The 22,750-nt window shown below is 70.1% G+C and carries 20 protein-coding genes; 11 read left to right on the forward strand and 9 right to left on the reverse strand.

All coding sequences use genetic code 11. The features are described from left to right. Positions 1–46: 46 nt before the first annotated feature. Positions 47–1,603 carry a lysine--tRNA ligase gene (gene lysS / locus AACH11_RS02230; protein WP_341372558.1) on the reverse strand — a complete coding sequence of 519 codons (1,557 nt, stop codon included), beginning with the start codon at positions 1,601–1,603 and terminating at the stop codon, positions 47–49. Positions 1,604–1,808: 205 nt separating this feature from the next. Here lysS and AACH11_RS02235 point away from each other — a divergent pair, with 205 nt between their 5' ends. From AACH11_RS02235 to AACH11_RS02285, 11 genes are all read left to right on the forward strand, one after another. Then, the gene (locus AACH11_RS02235) at positions 1,809–2,870 is read left to right on the forward strand and encodes a Gfo/Idh/MocA family protein (RefSeq protein WP_341372559.1); all 1,062 of its coding nucleotides are present in this window, start codon (positions 1,809–1,811) and stop codon (positions 2,868–2,870) included. After that, positions 2,870–3,472 carry an acyltransferase gene (locus tag AACH11_RS02240; RefSeq protein ID WP_341372560.1) on the forward strand — a complete coding sequence of 201 codons (603 nt, stop codon included), beginning with the start codon at positions 2,870–2,872 and terminating at the stop codon, positions 3,470–3,472. The genes AACH11_RS02235 and AACH11_RS02240 overlap by 1 nt, the downstream gene beginning before the upstream one ends. Before the next feature lie 52 nt (positions 3,473–3,524). Beyond that, complete coding sequence (locus tag AACH11_RS02245) at positions 3,525–4,646, forward strand: DegT/DnrJ/EryC1/StrS family aminotransferase (protein ID WP_341372561.1); 1,122 nt, start codon at positions 3,525–3,527, stop codon at positions 4,644–4,646. 92 nt (positions 4,647–4,738) lie between these two features. After that, positions 4,739–6,403 carry an oligosaccharide flippase family protein gene (locus AACH11_RS02250; RefSeq protein ID WP_341372562.1) on the forward strand — a complete coding sequence of 555 codons (1,665 nt, stop codon included), beginning with the start codon at positions 4,739–4,741 and terminating at the stop codon, positions 6,401–6,403. Next, positions 6,400–7,065, forward strand: a complete 666-nt coding sequence (locus AACH11_RS02255; protein WP_341372563.1) for an acyltransferase — start codon at positions 6,400–6,402, stop codon at positions 7,063–7,065. The genes AACH11_RS02250 and AACH11_RS02255 overlap by 4 nt, the downstream gene beginning before the upstream one ends. Beyond that, a complete protein-coding gene (locus tag AACH11_RS02260; RefSeq protein ID WP_341372564.1) occupies positions 7,062–8,174 on the forward strand; it encodes a glycosyltransferase in 1,113 nt (370 codons plus the stop codon). The genes AACH11_RS02255 and AACH11_RS02260 overlap by 4 nt, the downstream gene beginning before the upstream one ends. Positions 8,175–8,272: 98 nt before the next feature. Continuing rightward, positions 8,273–9,535 (forward strand): glycosyltransferase family 4 protein, encoded by a 1,263-nt coding sequence (locus tag AACH11_RS02265; RefSeq protein ID WP_341372565.1) that lies wholly within the window; start codon positions 8,273–8,275, stop codon positions 9,533–9,535. Continuing rightward, complete coding sequence (locus AACH11_RS02270) at positions 9,532–10,248, forward strand: class I SAM-dependent methyltransferase (protein WP_341372566.1); 717 nt, start codon at positions 9,532–9,534, stop codon at positions 10,246–10,248. The genes AACH11_RS02265 and AACH11_RS02270 overlap by 4 nt, the downstream gene beginning before the upstream one ends. 145 nt (positions 10,249–10,393) lie before the next feature. Continuing rightward, complete coding sequence (locus AACH11_RS02275; RefSeq protein WP_341372567.1) at positions 10,394–11,590, forward strand: DegT/DnrJ/EryC1/StrS family aminotransferase; 1,197 nt, start codon at positions 10,394–10,396, stop codon at positions 11,588–11,590. A 49-nt stretch (positions 11,591–11,639) separates the two neighbouring features. Then, entirely contained in the window at positions 11,640–12,302 is a 663-nt protein-coding gene (locus AACH11_RS02280; RefSeq protein ID WP_341372644.1) for a sugar transferase, read from the forward strand. 124 nt (positions 12,303–12,426) lie between these two features. After that, positions 12,427–14,325, forward strand: a complete 1,899-nt coding sequence (locus tag AACH11_RS02285) for a polysaccharide biosynthesis protein (RefSeq protein WP_341372568.1) — start codon at positions 12,427–12,429, stop codon at positions 14,323–14,325. A gap of 157 nt (positions 14,326–14,482) precedes the next feature. Here the strand turns inward: AACH11_RS02285 and AACH11_RS02290 are convergent, their stop codons facing one another. Genes AACH11_RS02290 through AACH11_RS02325 form a run of 8 tightly spaced genes read right to left on the reverse strand, consistent with a single transcriptional unit; the run spans position 14,483 to position 22,734 of the window. Further along, on the reverse strand, positions 14,483–15,055 hold the full coding sequence (locus AACH11_RS02290) for a D-sedoheptulose-7-phosphate isomerase (protein WP_341372569.1): 573 nt from the start codon (positions 15,053–15,055) through the stop codon (positions 14,483–14,485). Positions 15,056–15,063: 8 nt separating this feature from the next. Beyond that, positions 15,064–16,050, reverse strand: coding sequence for a GHMP family kinase ATP-binding protein (locus AACH11_RS02295; protein WP_341372570.1), 987 nt, complete (start codon positions 16,048–16,050; stop codon positions 15,064–15,066). Continuing rightward, positions 16,047–17,969, reverse strand: a complete 1,923-nt coding sequence (locus AACH11_RS02300; protein WP_341372571.1) for an HAD-IIIA family hydrolase — start codon at positions 17,967–17,969, stop codon at positions 16,047–16,049. Before AACH11_RS02300 ends, AACH11_RS02295 begins: the two co-directional genes overlap by 4 nt. A gap of 11 nt (positions 17,970–17,980) precedes the next feature. Next, positions 17,981–18,805 carry a glycosyltransferase gene (locus AACH11_RS02305; protein WP_341372572.1) on the reverse strand — a complete coding sequence of 275 codons (825 nt, stop codon included), beginning with the start codon at positions 18,803–18,805 and terminating at the stop codon, positions 17,981–17,983. 8 nt (positions 18,806–18,813) lie between these two features. Then, on the reverse strand, positions 18,814–19,806 hold the full coding sequence (locus AACH11_RS02310; RefSeq protein WP_341372573.1) for an SDR family NAD(P)-dependent oxidoreductase: 993 nt from the start codon (positions 19,804–19,806) through the stop codon (positions 18,814–18,816). A 19-nt stretch (positions 19,807–19,825) separates the two neighbouring features. After that, a complete protein-coding gene (locus tag AACH11_RS02315; RefSeq protein WP_341372574.1) occupies positions 19,826–20,884 on the reverse strand; it encodes a hypothetical protein in 1,059 nt (352 codons plus the stop codon). Positions 20,885–20,893: 9 nt separating this feature from the next. Continuing rightward, complete coding sequence (locus AACH11_RS02320) at positions 20,894–21,736, reverse strand: alpha-1,2-fucosyltransferase (RefSeq protein WP_341372575.1); 843 nt, start codon at positions 21,734–21,736, stop codon at positions 20,894–20,896. A 26-nt stretch (positions 21,737–21,762) separates the two neighbouring features. Continuing rightward, on the reverse strand, positions 21,763–22,734 hold the full coding sequence (locus AACH11_RS02325; protein WP_341372576.1) for a hypothetical protein: 972 nt from the start codon (positions 22,732–22,734) through the stop codon (positions 21,763–21,765). Between the last annotated feature and the right edge of the window lie 16 nt (positions 22,735–22,750).

A 22,750-nucleotide genomic window follows, 5' to 3' on the forward strand; every position in this document is an offset into this window, starting at 1 on the left:
GCAGGTCCGGTCACGAGAGGTCATGACCGGGCCGGGGACGGGACCTTCAGCCCTCGCGGCGCAGGGCCGGGAACAGCAGCACGTCGCGGATGGCCGGGCTGTCGGTGATCAGCATCATCAGGCGGTCGATGCCGATGCCGCAGCCGCCGGCCGGCGGCATGCCGTATTCCAGCGCGCGGATGAAGTCGGCGTCGTAGTACATGGCCTCGTCGTCACCGGCGTCCTTGTTGGCCACCTGGGCCTGGAAGCGGGCGGCCTGGTCCTCGGCGTCGTTCAGCTCGGAGAAGCCGTTGCCGAACTCGCGGCCGGTGATGAAGAGCTCGAAGCGCTCGGTGATCGCCGGGTTGGTGTCGGACGCGCGGGCCAGCGGCGAGACCTCGACCGGATAGTCGATGATGAAGGTCGGCTGCCAGAGCTTTTCCTCGACCATCGCCTCGAACAGGCCGAACTGCAGTGCGCTGAGGCCCCAGTGCCTGGGCGGCTCCTCGCCGTGTTCCTTCAGCTTGGCGTGCAGGGCCTCGGCGCTGTCGGCCTCGGCCTCGCTCAGGCCGGCGATCTTCACCAGCGAGTCGCGCACGCTCAGGCGGGCGAAGGGTTCGTCCAGATGCACCTCCTTGCCGGCGTAGGTGACGCGGGCCGAGCCGGTGGCCGCGCGCGCGGCATGGCGCAGCAGGGCCTCGACGAAGTCCATCAGGTCGTGGTGGTTCCAGTAGGCCGCGTAGAACTCCATCATCGTGAACTCCGGGTTGTGCCGGACGCTCACGCCTTCATTGCGGAAGTTGCGGTTGATCTCGAAGACGCGCTCGAAGCCGCCCACCAGCAGGCGCTTCAGGTAGAGCTCGGGCGCGATGCGCAGGAACATCTCCTGATCCAGCGCGTTGTGGTGGGTGACGAAGGGCTTGGCGTTCGCGCCGCCCGGGATCGGATGCAGCATCGGCGTCTCGACCTCCAGGAACTCGTGCTCGACCATGAAGTTGCGGATCGAGGCCACGGCCTTGCTGCGCGCGACGAAGCGGGTGCGGGCCTGCTCGTCGGTGATCAGGTCGACGTAGCGCTGGCGGTACTTCTGCTCCTGGTCGGTCATGCCGTGGAACTTGTCCGGCAGCGGGCGCAGGCTCTTGGTCAGCAGGCGCAGCGACGTGACCTTGACCGACAGCTCGCCGGTGCGGGTCTTGAACAGCGTGCCCTCGGCGCCGAGGATGTCGCCCAGGTCCAGGTGCTTGAAGGCGGCATAGGCCTCCTCGCCGAGCGCGTCCTTGCTGACGAACAGCTGGATGCGGCCGTGGCCGGCGCTGTCCTGGGCGCCGAAGCTGCCGTCCTGCAGCGTGGCGAAGCTGGCCTTGCCCATGATGCGCTTGAGCATCATGCGGCCGGCCAGCGTGACGGTGACGGCCTGCGGCTCCAGCTCCTCGTTGGCGAGCGGGCCGTAGCGGGTCTGCAGCGCGCTGGCGTGGTGGGTCGGCTTGAAGTCGTTCGGGAAGGCGACGCCCTGCGCGCGGATCGCGGCCAGTTTCTCGCGGCGCTCGGCGATCAGCTTGTTCTCGTCCGCGGTGATCGGTGCGGCAGCGGATTCGGGCGTGGGGGCGTTCTGGGACTGGCTCATGATGGGCGGGGGTTGCGCTCGCGCGGCCGGCGGCCGTCCCCGGGCCGGGGGCGTCGCGCGCGCGAAACCGCAAATTGTAGGCAGGGCCGCCGCCGCCGGGCCTGACGCGTCCGGCCCCACGGTCGACGGCGGGCCCTCGGCGATAATCGCCGGCTGGCCCGGGAGGCCGGCTCCAGGTGCCGGTGCGGGGCCCTCATCGCCTGCCATGCACCACGCCCACACCGCCATCACCGACCGTCGGCTGCGCTTCGCGCTGGCCGGTTGCGGCCGCATCGCCCAGAACCACATCGAGGCCCTGGCCCGCCACGCCGACCGCGCCGAGCTGGTCGCCGTCTGCGATCCGGACCCGGCCGCGCGCGAGGCCGCCGTCGCGCGCACCGGCGCCCGCGGCTTCGCCAGCTACGACGCGATGCTGGCCGAGGCCGCCGCCGACTGCGTGGTGCTGGCCACCCCCAGCGGCCTGCACCCGCAGCAGGCGATGGCCGCCGCGCGCGCCGGTGTCCACGTGATGACCGAGAAGCCGATGGCCACCCGCTGGGCCGACGGCCTGGCCATGGTGCGCGCCTGCGACGAGGCCGGCGTGCGCCTGTTCGTGGTCAAGCAGAACCGCCGCAACCGCACGCTGCAGCTGCTGCGCGAGGCGCTCAAGGCCGGGCGCTTCGGCCGCCTGTACATGGTCACCGTCAACGTGTTCTGGAGCCGTCCGCAGGCCTACTACGACTCGGCCGAATGGCGCGGCACCTGGGAGTTCGACGGCGGCGCGTTCATGAACCAGGCCAGCCACTACATCGACCTGCTGGACTGGCTGATCGGCCCGGTCGAGAGCGTGATGGCCTACACCGGCACGCTGGCCCGCCACATCGAGGTCGAGGACACCGGCGTGGCCGCGCTGAAGTGGCGCAACGGCGCGATGGGCTCGGTCAACGTCACCATGCTGACGCACCCGAAGAACTACGAGGGCTCGATCACCATCCTGGGCGAGCACGGCACCGTGCGCGTGGGCGGCGTGGCCGTCAACGAGATCCAGCACTGGCAGTTCGCGCAGCCGCACGAGATGGACGCGCAGATCGCCTCGGCCAGCTACGAGACCACCAGCGTCTACGGCTTCGGCCATCCGCTGTACTACGACAACGTGATCCGCGCCCTGCGCGGCGAATGCGAGCCCGAGACCGACGGCCGCGAGGGCCTGAAGAGCCTGGAGCTGCTGATCGCGATGTACCGCAGCGCACGCGACGGCCAGCGCATCAACCTGCCCCTCGAATACTGATGAGCGGCCCCACGATCCATCCCTCGGCCATCGTCGATGCCGGCGCGCAGCTGGGCGAGGGCTGCCGCGTCTGGCACTGGGTGCACATCAGCGGCGGCGCGCGCATCGGCGCGGGCTGCTCCTTCGGCCAGAACGTGTTCGTCGGCAACGACGTGGTGATCGGCGACAACGTCAAGATCCAGAACAACGTCAGCGTCTACGACGCGGTGACGCTGGAGGACGACGTGTTCTGCGGCCCGTCGATGGTCTTCACCAACGTCTACAACCCGCGCAGCGCGGTCGCGCGCAAGGCCGAGTACCGGCGCACGCACGTGAAGCGCGGGGCCACGCTGGGCGCCAACTGCACCATCGTCTGCGGCGTGACCATCGGCGAGCAGGCCTTCATCGGCGCCGGCGCCGTGGTGCAGAAGGACGTGCCGGCCCATGCGCTGATGGTCGGCGTGCCGGCCCGGCGCATCGGCTGGATGAGCCGCCACGGCGAGAAGCTGGCGCTGCCGGCTCGCCTGCCGGCCGGCGAGGTGCGCGAGGCGGCCTGCCCGGCCACCGGCGAGCGCTACCGGCTCGATGGCGAGCTGCTGAGCCGGCTGGACGCCGTCGCCTGATCCGCCCTGGATGCCCTGGCCGCCCTGACATCGCCCTGATCGCCGAGACCCCATGCACTTCACCGACCTCAAGAGCCAGTACACCGCGCTGAAGTCCGACATCGACGCGGCCATCCAGCGCGTGCTCGACCACGGCCAGTACATCATGGGCCCGGAGGTGGCGCAGCTGGAGGCGGCGCTGGCCGCGCGCACCGGCGTCGCCCATTGCGTGACGGTCTCCAGTGGCACCGAGGCGCTGCTGATCGCGCTGATGGCGCTCGGCATCGGCCCGGGCGACGAGGTCATCACCTCGCCCTTCACCTTCGTCGCCACCGGCGAGGTGATCGCGCTGCTGGGCGCGGTGCCGGTCTACGTCGACATCGAGCCCGACACCTGCAACCTCGACGCGCGCCTGCTGGAGGCCGCGATCACGCCGCGCACCCGGGCCATCCTGCCGGTCAGCCTGTACGGCCAGGTGGCCGACATGGACGCGATCAACGCGGTGGCCGCGCGCCATGGCCTGCCGGTGGTCGAGGACGCGGCGCAGAGCTACGGCGCGCGCTACGGCAGCCGCCAGAGCTGCGGCGTGTCGACGATCGGCTGCACCAGCTTTTTCCCGAGCAAGCCGCTGGGCTGCTATGGCGACGGTGGCGCGCTGTTCACCGACGACGCAGGCCTGGCCCAGGCCGCGCGCGAGATCCGCGTGCACGGCCAGAGCGCGCGCTACCACCACACCCGCGTCGGCGTCGGCGGCCGCATGGACACGCTGCAGTGCGCGGTCGTGCTGGCCAAGCTGCCGCGCTTCGACTGGGAGCTGGCGCGCCGCCAGGCGCTGGGCGTGCGCTATGCGGCGCTGATCCAGGCGCAGCTGATCGACGCCGGCCTGCCGCTGGCGCTGCCGGTGGTGCGGGCCGACCGCGACTGCGTCTGGGCCCAGTACACGGTCAAGCTGCCGAACCGCGAGGCGGTGCAGGCGGCGCTGAAGGCGCGCGGCATCCCGACCGCCGTGCATTACCCGAAGCCGCTGCACCTGCAGCCGGCCTATGCCGCCGGCCATGATCCGGCCGCCCATCCGCACAGCCTGGCCGCCGCCGCGACGGTGATGAGCCTGCCGATGAGCGCCGACCTCAGCGAGGCCGACCAGGACCGCGTGGTGGCGGCGCTGGGCGAGGCGCTGCGCGAGACCGCGGCCTGACGGATGCGCAGGCCGGCGGTGGGGGCGCGGTCATCGACCGCGGTGGCCGGGCCGGGCCGGGCCGCGGGCCGGCCACGCGCCGGCACCGCCGCATGAGCCTGCGCCGCGCGGTGCTGACGCTGCTGGCCGGCGGCGCGCTGGCCCAGGCGCTGCCGCTGCTGCTCGGCCCCTGGCTGACGCGGCTGTACACGCCGGCGCAGTGGGGCCAGTACCAGCTGTTCGCCACCGTGGCGGCCAACCTCGGCGTGGTGGCCTGCGCGCGCTACGAGTTCGCGCTGCCGATGGCACGCGACGAGGCCGAGGCCGCGGCGCTGGTCGCGCTGTGCCGGCGCGTGCTGGCCGCCGTCACCGGGCTGGCCGCGCTGGGGGCGCTGGGCTGGGTCTGGGGGATCGGCGTGGGCGAGCTCGGCGGGCCGTTCGGATCGGCCGGGCAGGGCGGGGCGGGCGGGCCCGGTGATCGGCCGGGCGAGGCCGCTGTGTCGTGGCGGGCCGTGGCGGACGATGCGTCGCTCACCCTCGCTGACGATCGGCTGTGGCCGCTGTGGCTGCCGCTGGCCGTGGGTCTCGCGGGCGCGGTCTCGCTGGCCACGCTGCGTGCGACGCGGGCCCAGCGCTTCCGGCCGCTGGCCATCGCCCGCGTGCTGCAGTACGGCGGGGCCGCGGTGGCGCAGGTCGCCGCCGGGCTGCTGCAGGCCGGCGTGCACGGGCTGATCGCCGGGCCGCTGCTGGCGGCGACGGCGGCCTGGGCAGCGCTGCGGGCGGGGGGCGCCGACAGGTCCGGCGCCGCGCGCCGGGACGCGGCGTCGGCCGCCACGGCCATCGCCGCGCCGACGGTGGCCCCGGGTCCGCGCGCGGACACCGGCACCGTTGCCCGGGCGGAAGCCCGGGCAGACACCCAGGCCGACACCCAGGCCGACATCCGGGCGCACACCCCACCCGACTGGCGCGCCGCCGCCCGTCGCTTCCGCGACTACCCGCTGCTGAACACGCCGCATGCCTTCCTCGGCGCGCTGCAGGACACGCTGGCCGTGGCGCTGATCGCCGCCCAGCTGGGGCCGGCCGCGGCCGGGGCCTGGGGCCTGGCGCTGCGCTATCTGAAGGCGCCGGCCACGCTGGTCGGCGGCGCGGTGTCGCAGGCCCTGCATCCGCGCCTGGCGGAGGCTGGCCGCACGCCGCAGGGCCGCGCGCTGGTGCGCCGGGCCATCGGCCTGCTGGCGCTGGTGGCCGTGCCGCTGGTCGTGCTGCTGTGGGCGCTGGCGCCGCCGCTGTTCGTCGCCGTCTTCGGCGAGCCCTGGCGCGAGGCCGGCGGCCTGGCCCGTGCGCTGTCGCTCTACATCGGCCTGCACTTCATCGCCTCGCCGCTGGGCGTGGTCACGCTGGCCTGGGAGGCCCAGGCCTGGGCGCTGAAGCTCGCGCTGGTCGGCCAGCTGCTGTTCGTCGGCGCGCTGGCCGCCGGGCTGGCCCTCGGCGGGCTGGCCGGCGCGGGCTGGGCGGTGTCGGCGTCGATGACCGCCTATTTCGGCTATTACTTCCTGCGCCTGGCGACCTGGCCGGTGGCGGGCGAGGGCAAGGGCGAGGTGGCTGGTGAGCGGTCGGGCGCACCGGCGCGTGCCGCGGCGGCGCAGGCCGAGGCAAGGTCAGCCGCTCCGCGGACCGGACGCTCGATCGCGGCGACCGACGCCGACCCAGGCCATCGCGCCGGTCCACCCGACGCGGCCGATCCGCCCTCTTCCCTGGACCGGGAGCCCCGCCGATGAGTCCCCCGTCGCTGTCGCTGCGCCTGCGGGCCTGGCTCAACCGCCGCCGGCGCGCGCTGGTGCAGGCGCTGCTGCACCGCATCGTCTTCGGCGAGGCCTCGGGCGGGCGCTGGCTGGCCTCGACCCGCATCGCACCGTCGACCTGCATCGTCGGCGAGGATGCGCTGCGCCTGGCCGACCAGGTCTACGTCGGCCCCTTCTGCTTCCTGGAGGCCTCGGGCGGCATCACGCTGGGCGAGGGCGTGCAGCTGACCAGCCACGTCTGCATCGTCACCCACGCCTCGCACCGCAGCCAGCGCCTGCTGGGCGCGGCCTACGGGCAGTGGCCGGCCGGCCGGCCGCGGCCGGGCTGGATCGCCGGTGCGGTCGAGATCGGCCCCTATGCCTTCATCGGCCCGCACACCGTGATCGAGGCCGGCAGCCGGCTGGGCCGCGGCTGCATCGTGCGCGCCGGCAGCGTGGTGCGCGGCGTGTTTCCCGACCATGCGGTGATCGCCGGCAACCCGGCGGTGGTGGTCGGCGATGCACGCGACGGCGATGCCAAGGGGCTGGCGGCGCATCCGGAGCTGCGGGAAGGCTACGCGGCCTGGGCGGGCGAGCGGCCTGCCGCGCAGGTCGTCGCACCGGATGACGCCCTCCCTTCGACCGGCGGGCCCCGATGAGCCGTTCCGTCTCGACCGACCGTCCGCTGCGCCTGGTGCTGATCGGCGACGGCGAGAGCCCGCACCTGCTGAAGTGGGCGCGTGCGCTGGCGCCGCGGCTGGCGCTGTGGGCGGTGTCCTCGCGCGGCTTCCTGCCGGGCTTCGACGGCCTGCTGCCGCCCGACCGCCGGCTGGCGCTGGGCACGCGGCCCGATGCGGCCGGCGGCAACATCGGCCTGCTGCGCCAGCTGCCGGCGCTGCGGCGCTGGCTGCTCACGGTGCAGGCCGACTGGCTGCACGCGCACTACCTGAGCTCGCACGGCACGCTGGCCTGGCTGGCGCGGCGCGCCGGCGCGCCGGGGCGGCTGGTCGGCTCGGCCTGGGGGTCGGACATCCTGGTCACGCCGCGCCACAGCCGGCTGATGCGCGCCGTCACCCGCCGCGTGCTGCGCGACTGCACGCTGGCCACCAGCGATTCGCAGGTGATGACGCACGAGATGCACGCGCTGGGCGCGGGCGAGGTGATGACCTTTCCCTTCGGCCTGGAGGCCCTGCCCGAGCCGGTGCCGGCCGCCGACAAGCAGCCCTGGCGCGTGTTCGCCAACCGCGGGCTGGAGCCGATCTACGCGCCCGAGCGGGTGCTGGCGCAGTTCGCCGCGCTGGCCGCGGTGCGGCCCGAGGCCGAGCTGGTGATCGCCAACGACGGCTCGCTGCGCGGTGCGCTGGAGGCCGCCGCCGCCGCGCTGCCGCCGGCCATCGCCGCGCGCATCCGCTTCGTCGGCCGGCTCGATGCGGCGACCCAGGCGCAGCACTACCGCGCCGCGCGCTGGTACGTCAGCCTGCCGACCAGCGATTCGGTCGCCGTCTCGGTGCTGGAGGCGATGGCCCACGGCTGCATCCCGCTGCTGTCGGACCTGCCGGCCAACCGCGAGCTGGTGCGCGACGGCGACAACGGCGCCCTCGTGCCCTCGGGTGCGACGCTGGCGCCCGCCGCCTTCGACGCGCTGGCCGCCCGGGCCGCGGCCATCGCCGCCGCCAACCACGACTGGGTCGCGCGCGAGGCGCTGTTCGGCCCCTGCGTCGACCGCTTCCTCGACCGCCTGCGCGCGCTGACGCCGCCGCGGCGCTGAGCGCACGGCATCCGCTCCGCGCCCGTCCGTCGCACCCACGCCGCTCCTACGCTGCGCCCACGCCGCCCGCTCGCCCCACGCCGGCCGCCCGCCCGTCCATGAACATCCTCTACCTGAACCACTACGCCGGCAGCCCCGCGCTCGGCATGGAGTACCGGCCCTACTACCTGGCGCGCGAGTGGGTGCGCGCCGGCCACGCGGTGCGCATGGTGGCCGCCACCTACAGCCATGTGCGGACCCGGCAGCCCGAGGCCGGCGAGCAGACCCTCGACGGCATCGACTACCTGTGGCTGCCGACGCCGCCCTATCAGGGCAACGGTGCGGGCCGGGTGTGGAACATCGCCCGCTTCCTCGGCCAGGTCTGGTCGCGCACCGACGCGCTGATCGCCCGCGCCCGGCCCGACGTGGTGATCGCCAGCAGCACCTATCCGATGGACGTCTGGGTGGCGCGCCGCATCGCGCGCAAGGCCGGCGCGGTGCTGGTCTTCGAGGTGCACGACCTGTGGCCGTTGAGCCCGATCGAGCTCTCCGGCATGTCGCCCCGGCACCCCTTCATCCGCCTGGTGCAGAAGGCCGAGGACGATGCCTACCGCGACGCCGACGCGGTCATCAGCATGCTGCCCAAGGTGCACGACTACATGGCCAGCCGCGGCCTGGACCTGCGCAAGCTCGCCATCGTGCCCAACGGCATCACGCTGGACGAGTGGCAGGGCACGCCGCCGCCGCTGCGCGCCGACGTGGCGCAGGCCATCGCCGGGCAGCGCGCGGCCGGCCGCACCGTGGTCGGCTACGCCGGCTCGATGGGCCGGCCCAACGCGCTGGACACGCTGCTGGAGGCCTTCGGCGCGCTGCGCGGCGAGCCGATCGGCCTGGTGATGGTCGGCGACGGCCACGAGCGCTCGCGCCTGGTCCAGCGCATCGCCGACGAGGGCCTGGACGTGCAGGTGCGGTGGCTGCCGCCGATTCCCAAGGCCCAGGTGCCGTCGATGCTGGCGGCCATCGACATCGCCTACATCGGCTGGCAGCGGGTGCCGATCTACCGCTTCGGCATCGCGCCGAACAAGCTGATGGACTACCTGATGGCCGGCTGCGTGGTGCTGCACAGCGTGGAGGCCGGCAACGACCCGGTGGCCGAGGCCGGCTGCGGCCTGACCGTGGCGCCGCAGGACGCGGCCGCCGTCGCCGACGGCCTGCGCCGCCTGGCCGCCGTGCCGGCCGCCGAGCGCCGCGCGATGGGCGAGCGCGGCCGCGCGTTCGTGCGGGCGAACCACACCTACCCGGTGCTGGCGCAGCGCTTTCTCGACGCGGTGGCGGCGGCGCGCGCGGCCGGGCGTGTCGGCGCCGGCAGGGGCATCCGGTGAGCCGGCCAGGGCCGGGCGGCGAGCCGCAGGCCGTCGTCGACCGCTACGCCCGCCGCGCCGACGGCGACCGCTACAGCTTCTTCCGCCCCGAGGTGCTGCGCGGCGTGCAGGAGCGCCAGCGCGTGATGCTGGCCCTGCTGCAGGCCCATGGCCACACCGATCTGCCGGCGCTGCGCGTGCTGGAGGTCGGTTGCGGTGCCGGCGGCAACCTGCTGGAGCTGCTGCGCCTGGGCTGCGATCCGGCGCGGCTGGCCGGGGTCGAGCTGCTGCCCGAGCGCCATGCGCGCGCCCGCGCCGTGCTGCCCGCCGCGCTGCCGCTGTGGTGCGGTGACGCGCTGGCGCTCGACATCGCCGACGGCAGCCGCGACATCGTGCTGCAGAGCACCGTCTTCTCCTCGCTGCTGGACGACGCCTTCCAGCAGCGCCTGGCCGATGCGATGTGGCGCTGGGTGGCGCCCGGCGGCGGCGTGCTCTGGTACGACTTCACCGTCGACAACCCGCGCAACCGCGACGTGCGCGGCGTGCCGCTGCGCCGGCTGCGCCAGCTGTTCCCGCAGGCGCGCATCGACGCCCGCCGGGTGACGCTGGCGCCGCCGCTGGCGCGCGCGCTGTGCCGGCTGCATCCCGCCCTCTACGGTCTGGCCAATGCGCTGCCGCCGCTGCGCACCCACGTGCTGGCCTGGGTGGGCAAGCCTCCTAGAATCCCGGGTTGACCCGCAGCGGGCGCGGGCGGCGCACACGGCCGTCCGACCGCCCGTGTGCGCCGCCTTCGTCCGCTCCGACGCCCGCGCCCGGTGGCCCCGCCGCCGACGCCCCTGTCCGCGCCGCGGCCCGTCCGCCGCCGATCCACCGTCCGCCATGGCCGCCTCCACCCCCACCGATCTGCCCTTCCTGCCGTTCGCCCTGCCCGAGATCGGCGAGGCCGAGATCGCCGAGGTGGTCGACACCCTGCGCAGCGGCTGGGTCACCACCGGCCCCAAGGCGCGCCGCTTCGAGGCCGACTTCGCCGCCTTCCTGGCCGCCTCCACCGGCGAGGACCCGGCCGGCCTGCACTGCATCGCCGTCAACTCGGCCACCGCCGGCCTGCACCTGGCGCTGGAGGCGCTCGGCATCGGCCCCGGTGACGAGGTCATCACCACCACCCACACCTTCACCGCCACCGCCGAGGTGGTGCGCTATCTGGGCGCCGACGTGCGCTTGGTCGACTGCGACCCGGTCACGCTCAACATCGACCCCGCCCTGATCGAGGCCGCGATCACGCCGAAGACCAAGGCCATCCTGCCGGTGCACTACGCCGGCCTGGCCGCCGACATGCCGGCCATCCACGCGATCGCCGCGCGCCACGGCCTGCAGGTGGTCGAGGATGCCGCGCACGCGCTGCCGACCACCTGCGGCGGCCGCCTGGTCGGCACGCTCGACAGCGCGGCCACCGTCTTCAGCTTCTACGCCAACAAGACGATGACGACGGGCGAGGGCGGCATGCTGGTCACGCGCGACGCGGACGTGGCCGCGCGGGCCAAGGTCATGCGCCTGCACGGCATCAGCCGCGACGCCTTCGACCGCTTCACCGCCAAGGTGCCGAGCTGGTACTACGAGATCGTCGCGCCGGGCTTCAAGTACAACCTGACCGACATCGCGGCGGCGCTCGGCATCCACCAGCTGCCGCGGGCCCACGGCTTCCAGCAGCGGCGCGCCGAGATCGCCGCCGCCTTCCACGCCGGCCTGGCCGATCTGCCGCTGATCCTGCCGGCCGACGCCCCGGCCGGCGAGCGCCACGCCTGGCATCTGTACCCGGTGCGCGTGCGGCCCGAGGCGGGCCTGGGCCGCGACACGCTGATCGAGCGGCTGTTCGCGGCCGGCATCGGCTGCAGCGTCCACTACATCCCGCTGCACCGCCAGCCCTACTGGCGCGAGCGCTATGCGCTGACGCCCGGGCAGTTCCCGCACAGCGAGGCCGCCTACCAGGCAATGCTGAGCCTGCCGATCTACACCCGCATGACCGACGCCGACGTGCAGCGCGTGCTGGACGCGCTGCGCGCGGCCCTGCGGGCCTGAGGCAGGACGCCCGGACGTGACGGGCCACGACGGCGACCGGCCGGTCCCGCTGGCGCCCCGCCCACCGGCGGCCGCGTCGCGCCCCGCTGCGGCCGGCCGGGCGGCCAGGCGCCTGTTCGATGTCTGCGGCGCGCTGCTGGCCCTGCTGGCGCTGGGCCCGCTGCTGCTGCTGATCGCCCTCGTCGTGCGGCTGGATGCGCCGGGCCCGGTGTTCTTCCGCCAGGAGCGGGTCGGACGCCATGGCGTGCCCTTCCGCATCCACAAGTTCCGCACCATGCGGGTGGACGCGCCGGCCCTCGGCCCGGCGGTCACCGTCGGCCGCGACCCGCGCATCACCCGCAGCGGCCACTGGCTGCGCCACTGGCGGCTCGACGAGCTGGCCCAGTTCATCGACGTGCTGCAGGGCACGATGAGCCTGGTCGGCCCGCGGCCCGAGGTGCCGCGCTACGTCGCCCACTACCCGGCCGCGCTGAAGGACGTGGTGCTGTCGGTGCGCCCCGGCATCACCGATCCGGCCTCGCTGGCCGGCCTGGATGAATCCGCCGAGCTGGCCGCCGCCGCCGATCCCGAGGCGCACTACATCCGCGTCATCCTGCCGCGCAAGCTCGCGCTGCAGGCCGACTACGCCCGCCAGGCCACCCTGGCCAGCGACCTGAGGATGCTGGCCCGCACGCTGCGCGTGCTGGCCGGTCGGCGCGGAGACCGGCCGTGAGCGCGGCCGTCCTGCCGGTCATGGCGTCGGCCATGACGTCCACCATGCCGTCGGCCAGGGCCCGTGCCCCGTGGCCGGCGCCCCTTCGTCCCACGACTGTCCTGCGTTCTTGCCGCCACCCGCGATGATCACCTTCTGGCACCGACTGGACCGCTTCCTGGCGCGGCTGCGACCGCGCCGCGAGCCGCTGTCGCTGCTGATCGACAGCGCCATCGTGGCCGTGGCCTGGAACGTCACCTACCTGTTCCGGCTCGGCTTCGAGCGCTGGGTCAGCGCCCGCCCCGACTACGACGGCTGGGTGCTGGCGCTGATCGTGGCCCTGTACGCGCTGGCCTTCGCCGGGCTGCGCGTGCCGCAGGCGATGTGGCGCTTCACCGGCTTCGGCGACATCCAGCGCATCGCCGCGGCCTGCGGCCTGGCCGGCCTGCTCAGCGCGGTGATCGTGCTGATGGCCCAGCTCAGCGCCGTGCCGCGCGCGGTGCTGGCGCTGCACCCGCTGGTGGTGCTCGGCGGCCTGGCCCTGGTGCGCCTGGGCTACCGCGCGCTGTACGAGCACGGCCGCGCCCGCATCACCGGCGGCAGCGACGAGATCCGCCGCGCCATCGTGATGGGCGCCGGCCAGGCCGCGCGCCGCCTGCTGGCCGGCATCCACCAGCAGGGCTGGATCGTGCTGGGCCTGCTCGACGACGATCCGGCCAAGCAGGGCGCACGCATCGCCGGCCTGCCGGTGCTGGGCCCGCTGGCCGCCATCGGCGACAAGGCCGTGCGCGGCGCCGCCACCCACGTCATCGTCGCCCTGCCGGCCGCCACCCCGGCCCAGCGCCGCCGCGCGCTGGAGCTGGCCGCACCCACCGGCCTGCCGGTGCTGACCGTGCCCACCGCCGCCGAACTGCGCGACGGCGCCGACGACGGCCGCCGCGCGATCGACCGCGTGCGCGACATCGAGCCCGAGGATCTGCTGGGGCGCGCGCCGGTGCAGCTCGACGAGGCCGGCATCGGCGAGGTGCTGCGCGGCCGCACCGTGCTCATCACCGGCGCCGGCGGCTCCATCGGCAGCGAGCTGTGCCGCCAGGTCGCCCGTTATGCGCCCGCCCGCATCGTGCTCTACGAGCTCAGCGAGTTCAACCTCTACACCATCGAGCAGGAACTGACCGAGGCCTTCCCCGCCATCGCGCTGACCCGCCTGATCGGCGACGTCAAGGACCTGGAGCACCTGCGCGCCACCTTCGCCCGGTGGCGCCCCGCCGTCGCCTTCCACGCCGCCGCCTTCAAGCACGTGCCGCTGATGGAAGAGGACGACAACGCCCTGGCCGCGCTGCGCAACAACACCCTCGGCACCTACCACGCGGCGCTGGCTGCCGCCGAGGCCGGCACCGAGCGCTTCGTGCTGATCAGCACCGACAAGGCCGTCAACCCGACCAACGTGATGGGCGCCACCAAGCGCGCCGCCGAAATGGTCATCAGCGCGATGGCGGCCGAGCATCCCGGCACCCGCTTCATGGCCGTGCGCTTCGGCAACGTGCTGGGATCGAGCGGCAGCGTGATCCCCAAGTTCAAGGAACAGATCGCCAAGGGCGGCCCCGTCACCGTCACGCACCCTGACATCATCCGTTACTTCATGACCATCCCCGAGGCCGCCCGGCTGGTGCTGCAGGCCGCCGCCATCGGCGAATCCGGCCAGGTGCTGGTGCTGGACATGGGCGAGCCGGTGAAGATCGTCGATCTGGCCCGGGACCTGATCCGGCTGGCAGGCCACACGCTGGAGGAGATCCCGATCGTCTTCAGCGGGTTGAGGCCGGGGGAGAAGTTGTATGAGGAACTGCTGGCGGATGCGGATGACACGGTGCCGACCGGCGTCGCAAGGCTGCGGATCGCCCGGCTGAGTGGTCAGGCGGCACAGGCCCGGATGTTGGGCTCGTTGCTGGATTGGACGTCAGGGCCGGAGGCATGGGCGCAACCGCAGGCGTCACGGGTGCGGCAACGGCTTGAGTCGTTGGTGCCCGAGTACACATCACGGCCTTAGGGCGTCGCATCGGTCCTTTTCAACCGGCACACGTGTTGGCCCGGGTCATCGGGATGACCCGGCCTTCAGCCGTTCAGCCGGCAGCATTCCAGCACGTCCGCTCAGTCCGTCGTCGCACCTGCCCCAGCCCGTCAGGGGCATCAGCCAAGGGGACTGATCACTGCTTGATCGGCGTGCGGCAAAGCGTCTTCATGACCATATGACCGAACATCAGATGGACGTCCTCGCACAACTGCATGTCGAACGAGTTCACCCAGACGCTGTGGTCGCACATGGGCTTCATCTTGCCGCCGTCGTAGCCGACGATGCCCAGCACCTTGCCCCCGGCGCGGTGCGCGGCCTCGATGGCCTTGAGCACGTTGGGCGAGTTGCCACTGCCGCTGACCGCGATCAGCAGATCACCCTCGTCCATCAGCGCATCGACCTGGCCGGCGAAGACGTCGGCGTATGACAGGTCGTTGCCATAGGCTGTGATCAGGCCCATGTTGTCGCACAGGCAGACACCGCGGAACTTCTTGCCGGTGGCCAGATTGACCATCTTGTTCCAGTCGGTGATGTAGTGCGACGCGGTCGAGGCGCTGCCGCCGTTGCCGCAGGTCAGGATTTTCTTGCCGCTTTCAAAGGCGGCCCTGACCAGGTCGATGCCTTGCTGGAAGGCATCGGTGTCCAGTTGCTCAGCCAGCCGGGCATGTGCGGCCAAATAATTGGAAACGGTGAAGTTCGTGGACATGGGAAACGTCATTCGGTGGGTTGATAGAACACGACCTGGGCGCCGGTGCGATCGAAGCGGAACTTCACCGGTTGGAGATCGGAGAGCGCTGCGGTGATGGCCGCGTGCCGTGCGGGCGGCGCATAGAACATCATGAAGCCGCCATTGCCCGCGCCGAGCAACTTGCCACCCAGAGCGCCGTTGGACATGCCGGCCGCATACCAGGCGTCGATCTGCGGATCGGAGATGCCTGCCGTCAACTGGGCCTTCAGGCGCCAGTTCTCGTCCAGCAGATTGCCCAGGTGGTCAAGCGTGCCAGATTCCAGCTGCTCCTTCATCTCGAAGGCCAGCTCGACCATGCGGCGCATGAGCGCGCGGCGGTCGGTGGTCTTCATCGCGGCGGACTGGCTGGCCAGCACGGCTGACGCGCTGCGTGTGCGGCCGGTGAAGAACACCAGGGTCGAGTCCTCCATTTCCTGCAGCAACGAGGGCTTGCAGATCACGGGGTCAACCGACACCGAATCGTCCGGATGGAACCGGATCAGATTCAGCCCGCCGTAGGCGGCCGCGTATTGGTCCTGCTTGCCGATCGGCTCGCCGCAGCGGTCGATCTCGATCTCGCAGGCTTGACGGGCCAGTTTTTCCTTCGAGGCGAACTGATTGCGGTAGGCGTACAGCGCGTTGAGCAGACCGACGGTGTAGGTGCTGGACGAGCCGAGCCCCGAGCCCTTGGACGGGATGTCGGCCATCGAGGCGATCTCGATGCCGCCGTCGATGCCGACGAGATCGAGCGCCTCGCGCACCAGCGGGTGCTCGACCTGCTGACGCTGCTCGACATCTTCCGTGCGCGTGTAGCTGATGCGGATGCGGCCGTCGAACTTCTTGTTGACGCAGATGTACATGTACTTGTCGATCGATGTCGACAGTACTGCGCCGACCTCTTCGCGATAGAACGCGGGCAGGTCGCTTCCGCCTCCCACGAAGCTCATGCGCAGCGGGGTCTTGCTGACGATCATTCTTCTCCCTCCACTTCTCGCTCGACTACAAAGTCCGAAAACACCCGCGATGGCTCGACAACCGGGGTTTCATCGAATTCCCGCGCAGCCTGCGTGGCGGCCTGCTCCGAAGAGGGGGTCCCACGCCACGCATAGTCCTTGTCCAGGCGAGCCTGGCGCGTTGTCGGGGCCACGTCGACATAGACCCTCAGGACGGTCGGCAGGTCGCGCAGTGTGTCTATCAGCAGCGCCGGAACGCCTTCCACGATGATCACGTCGTCAGGACCGATGGAGTGCTCGATGTGCAGGGGCCCCGCGGTGCGGGCCAATCGGTCGTAGAGCGGTTCGGACAGCACGGTGCGCGAGCCGGATGCCGCTGCCGCGGCGATGGCGGACGATGCGGCCACCAGATCGAAGCGGTCCCGCACACCCGTGCCTTCGGTGCGCTCGGTCGCGGGCTTGAGCCATCCGTCCAGGGAGATCGTGTGGGCCTGGCGGCCGAGCGCATGCAGCAGTTCCTTGAGCACCTGGGCGGCGTAGCTCTTGCCGGCGCGGGCCAGACCGCCGATGAGCACCAGACGCCGGCCGCGGCTGGCCTCGACGGCAATCGGAGCCATCCGCCGCGAGAGCCGGGCATGGCCGTCCAGGATCCATTCGACCGCGTCGGCGAGATCGGGCGCGATGTAATCGGGCCGTACCGCGTGCTTGGCATCGCCGCCTGCGTGACCCGTGCGCAGGAGCACGGTGCGCACGCCGGCGCGCCGGCCGGCCTCGACGTCGGAGGTGGTGTCGCCCACCATCCACGAGTCCTGGCGGCCGATGCTCAGATCGCGGCAGGCCTGGTCGATCAGACCGGGCTCGGGCTTGCGGCAGGAGCAGGGGCCCTTGAGCTCGGCGACCTCGCCCGGGAAACCCTTGTCGGGATGGTGCGGGCAGAGGTAGAGGCCGTCGATGAAGGCGCCGCCGGTGCCGAGCTGTGATTCCAGTCGGGCGTGGATGCGGTCCAGTCCCGCGAAGCTCACGTCGCCACGGGCGACCACCGGCTGGTTGGTCACGACGACCGCGAGCTTGCCGCTGCGGTTGAGGCGTCGGATCGCGGTGGCGGCGCCCGGCAGCAGCTCGAGCTGGTCGGGCGAGCTGAGGTGGGTGACTTCACGGTTGATGGTGCCGTCTCGATCGAGGAAGACGGCGCTGCGCAGATGACGGCCGGAGAGCCGCTCGGGAAGACCGGCGATGAAATCACGCTCGACCTTGTCCAGGCGTTCCGGCGTGCCCATGTCCTTGATGTACTCGGGCGTGACGTAGCCATGCAGGCGGCGTCCGAGCTCCAGCATCCGCGGGAACATGTGCTTGGCGATGTCGGCCTTGCCTTCCGCGGGCGTGACGTCCTCAAGACCCGCACGGTCGAGCACGTACAGCGCCGCGTTCACGAGGTTGCGGACCTCACGTCCATCCGGGTGGGGATAGGGCAGGATGGCACGGACGGTGCCGTCCGCGTCGATGTCGACGAGGTCGGAATCCTGAGGATGGTCGTTGGGATGCAAGAACAGCGTGCCAGCGGCGCCGGCGGCCGCATGCGCGTTCCAGAGCTTGCGCAGGTCGACGTCCATGAAGGTGTCGCCGTAGAGCAGCAGGAAGCGGTCGGCGAGCAGCGGTAGTGCATCTCGCAGGGCGCCGGACGTGCCGCGGGGCTCGTCTTCGATCGCGTAACTGATCCTGACGCCGAAGGCCGAGCCGTCGCCGAAGTACTCGGAGATTCTCTCGTGGCGATGCTGGACCAGCAGAGCGATGTGGGTGAAGCCGTGCTTGCGGCAGAGCTCGATCTGATGATGCAGGACGGGCTTGCCGAGCACCGGCACCATCGGCTTGGGCAGATCGCCGCTGCGCTCCCGCAGACGGGTACCCATGCCGCCTGCGAGGATGGCGATCTGGTTTTTCATGGGAGGCGTGCTCATTGAATGGCTTCTTGGCTGCGGCGTCGCAGCACCAGTGCCTTGAAAATCTGTTCCTGGGCTTTCTCTGGCATGACCACCCACGTGGCGATGCATGCAATGCCGATCACCCGCCTGAGCCAGTGTTGAGCAGTGAAGTTGGATGTTCGGGCGCGGAGGTTGAAGCGCCAATGACGGGAATCACGGCGCGTGTTGTCTTGTCGGTACTGGACCAGTACTTGCGGCAAGTTGGCGAAGCAAAGACCCGCGTTCAGCCAGCGTAGCCAAAGGTCCAAGTCTTCGGAGAATCGGTAGTCGGCGTTATAGCCGCCGTGCTGTTCAATCGCCTTCTTCCGGTACATGACCGTCGGATGCGCGATGGTGGTGGTCAGCTGCATGCCTTTGGCGATGGCAGCCGATGTCTGCGGATAGCGGCGGTGGGCGAGAAACTTGCCCTCGTCGCTGATGATATCGAGTGCGCCGCCGACAACCGAGATCTCAGGATGCGCTTGCAGGTAAGCCACTTGAAGCGCCAAGCGCTCGGGCATGCAGACGTCGTCCGAATCAAAGCGCGCGATCAGTTGGCCACGCGCCTTGCTGATCGCCAGGTTCAGGCTTTTGGGCAGGCCCAGGCGCGTTGTGGGGTGGACGTAAATGAAGCGGGGATCCTCGGCGCAGACGGCGCGGCATGCTTGCGCAAGTTCGGGCCGTGTGCTCTCGTCGATGACGATGCACTCGAAATCGCTGAAGGTCTGCGCGCGGATGCTTTCAAGGCTGGCGCGGACGATGTGGGGATCCTCATTGAACGAGGGCACCACCACGGACACGAGAGGGGACGCGCTCATGCTCAACCTCAGAAGCCTTCTTGACGAGCGATCTCGTCAATGGCGCGCAGGACCGCCGCCTCGGACCCGAGTGCAGGCTTCCAGCCCAGGGCTTGGATCTTGGCCGTCGAATAATGGAACTTGGGCACGTCACCCACCCAGCCGCGATTGCCGGTACCGAACTGGATGTTGGCCGCCGGGGCGACGCGGGCGACGACTTGCTCGGCAATCCAGCGCACGTAGACGCCTTCGTCGACGGGGCCGACGTTGATGGGCAGGGTCTTGGGAATGTCGGTACGCGAGCGCACGAGCAGCATCGCGGCGATCAGGTCGCTGACGTGCAGATAGGCCTTGCGCTGGGTGCCGTTGCCCAGGACCTCGAGGCTGTTGCCGGTGTTCTTGAGCTTGCGGACGAAGTCCAGGATCACCCCGTGGGTCGCAGGCACGCCGACGACGTTGGGAAAGCGGAAGAGACAGGCGCGCTCAAGGTGGCTCTCGGCGGCTGCGCTGATGAGGGCCTCGGACGCGAGTTTCATGGCGCCATAGTTGGAGATCGGGAGCAGCGGCCCGATGTCCTCGTGGAGCGGCTGGTCGCCGAGGTCGCCGTAGATGGCGGAACTCGAAGCGAAGTAGAGCTTGCCGATCTTGTTCGCCTTCATGCAACGCAGGATCTCCGCGGTGGTCAGGAAGGTGTCCTTCAGGTCGACGTCGGCATCGGCCACGCCGGCCGGGATGTCGGAGTTGGCGGCCAGATGCCAGACCTCGTCGATGGCGCCAAAGGTGGCGGCTTGGGCGAACGCGGCTTGCGCAGGCGCGCGCTGAGCCAGGTCGGCTTCGATGAAATGCAGGCGGGACGTGGCGGCACCGGCGCTCAAGTGATCACGGCTACCGCGCAGCAGGTTGTCGATCACGACGACCGTGCGGCCTTCCTCGAGAAGACGCGCGCAGAGATTGGCGCCGATGAAGCCGGCGCCGCCGGCGACGATGGAGGCCGGGTTGCCTTGAGTCGAATGATTTTCCATGGTCTTCTCTTCTGGATATTCATGCCCCTGCAATCGCAGGTGCGCCGTTGGATTCGCTGGATGTGTGAGATCGCTTGTGATGGCGATGTTCTCTTTTTCTGGACGCTCTCTGTCTTGAGAGGATGGAAATCGAGAAAATCACTGGATACAAGATGGCCATGTATCTGAAGTGGTAGAAGGGCGATGCCGCGGCTACAACGATGATGAAAGGAATCGAGTTGACGACAAACGTCGAAAGGATTCGATGGTGTATCAGGGCGAAAAGAAACAAGAGTTGACACGCGCCTTCAAAGAGAACAAATGGATCCGCGCCGCTGAGAAACTTCAGAACGGAACCCAGCGGCTGAATGAAGGGGGAAACGAGAAGGAGGATCGAACGGCCTGCGACGGGAATCGGAGAATAGCCAAGAGTCAGTTCGCGTCCCAACTGAGCCAACGCGCCCGAACCCTCGTCCGAAACGATTTTTTCCAGCATGGACAACGATTCTTCGCCAGTCCCCGTGGACAGGAAAACAGCGGATAACATGACTGCAAATGTAGTTGCCTTGCCGATCCCGTAGCGGATGGAAACGAAGGTCAGTGGCAGGAATAGAACAAGCGCCGGGCGCACAACCAGGGCGATCGAGATCACGATCGCCAGCACGGCATGCCATATTGAAATCCGCCGGGTCGCGATGATGGCCACGCTTGCGAGCGCCAAGATTGCGAGCCCGTCCTTCCCCGTTTGAGCAATGTAGAAGAATGCGAGTGGGGAAAGTGTTGCGTGGCGAATTTCCTTTCGACCGTCCCCGTTGAGCACTGCAAACAGGCAAAGACCAATGAATGCAACGAAACCAGTGTAGAAGGGGAGGTACTGATAGATGAACTTCAGCAGCAAGACGATGGTGTAGGAGGACGAGTCTGCCAAATATTCCGGCAAATCCGAGCGAGCAAAGTACTCGTATCGAAGGGGATCAAATCCTTCTTCACGGGCGACTTCGAAGCCGTTCACGACAAACCATATGGTCGCGGAAAGCCCCACGAACAGCACCGCAGCGATCAGATTGCCGAGAGTGGAGGGACGGACCGATTTGCGCATTTGGAGGGGCTATTCGGAAGCGCAAGCGATTTGCCGCTCGTTCGGAAGGAAGAAGTCGCGGGGAGTGTCGGTCGTGAACATGGGGGGCGACCAAGTCGGAGCGGTAGGCCTTCCGAAGGCCGTCGCCCACCACGCGAAGGTGCTGTTGCCCATGATGCGTCCCGGCGCACTGCGCAGCGTATCAAAGTCCTCCAGAGCATTCGCCCCGCGCTCCAGCATTCTGAAGGTAGCGTCAGGGCAATGGCCCTTGATGGCATTGCACACCTTGGCCGCGTAGGTCGGGTCATCGGTGATCACGGCGAAGCGTGTGAAGCCCTGTGCCAGTGATTGCCTCACGGCGTCAATGTAGAAGGGCGCATGCACCACCTGGAAGCGAGGGAGTTTCAGGAAGTCGCCGCCTCGGATGTGAACGGCTATCTCATCCATCATCAGGCGCTCGGCGGCTCGGGCAGCGATCGGACGAACGTGCATCGCGCTGATCGCTCTTGCGAACGTATCCTGCGTCCAGCCGTGTTGGAAGTAGCCGTCGGCGAATAAGGGCCACTGCGAACCGGCCGCCTTGCTGCGCTGCCAGAACGTCTTGTCGTTCACGCCCAGACCCGGCAACAACCGGCCCGCGCGCGCGGAGACCGATAGCCAGCGATGGATGCGCATTTCCGCTGTCGATGCGACGTGAAGCCATTGCTGGTCCATCAACAGCTGGATCGAGTCCGGGTCTCGTGGCGAGTTGTACCTCTGAAGAGCGTCGGTGAACACGGTGACGGGCGTCTGTCTGCATTGCGAGAGCAGAGCTGCCGCAGCAAGCTGATACAGCTGATTTCCAAGGCCACCGGACAGGCGCAGATAGATCATGGGAAGTAGAAGAGGCCGTTGTGCCGTCAAGGACGAATGGCAAGTGAGACAGGCATGCGCCTGGCCGCCTCGATGACCCACGCGACCGCCAACTGCGTGGCGATCAGCGCGATCAGCGGTGTGGCCTCCCAGCCGGCCGTGGCTGCGGTTGCTCCGGCAATCGCCATCGTCATTGCCGCGGCGCCGAGTGGACGTTGCTGACCGCTTCCAGCGCGATTGATGAACGCTGCACGCGTCAACGTGTTGATCAGGCTGAGCATCGAGTTGAGCGCCACCAGCAACAGCGCGACATGGTTGGCGCTCAAGTGGGCAACCATCTCGCGCAGGCGTGTGGACCCTGCGGCGAGTGCCGCCAGCGCCAGGGCGGAGGCCAGTAGCCAGCCGGCGGCCAGCCTGGGGCGCGAGGCCGTGGAAACGGACGCGGCTTGATCGACGCCGTCCGGGAATGTCTGCAAGTATCGCCACTGGACCAGCGACGGCAGCACCGTGCCGGCCACGATGAAACCGGCAGCCGTCTGCGGCACGCGGTGGGTGGTGAGCGCGTACAGCAAGTACAGCAGCAGGCTGGTGATGCCGGGGATGATCCCGATCACGCCAGCGGCACGCATCGATACGACGGCTTGCGTCACCAGCCTGTAATACCGCAGCGACACCCGATAAGACAGCCAGGTGTTGATCGCAAGCAGCATGACCACGACGGCGATGAGGGGCGCCGGGAACCGTTGCACCGACAAGCCGTAGATCGTCGCTGCGCAGGCCACGGCCTGGACGGACAGCAGCAGTCCGATCTGGAATCGTCCCGCATGTGCCTGTCCGCGTGACTCGGTCGCGGCAATGCATTCGTTCATCAGCAACTGGAACGGCACACAAGCACCGGTGGCGAGCAGCACGAGGATCACGACCGACGCATTCGCCACCCCGAACCATTGCGCGACGAGGATCCCCAGCGGATTGACGATCCACGAAGACAGCAGCGTGAGCAGAAAACGCCTGAGCATGGTCGAGCCGGCCTTC

Source organism: Pseudaquabacterium rugosum, from assembly GCF_038066575.1.
Classification (GTDB): domain Bacteria; phylum Pseudomonadota; class Gammaproteobacteria; order Burkholderiales; family Burkholderiaceae_C; genus Pseudaquabacterium; species Pseudaquabacterium rugosum.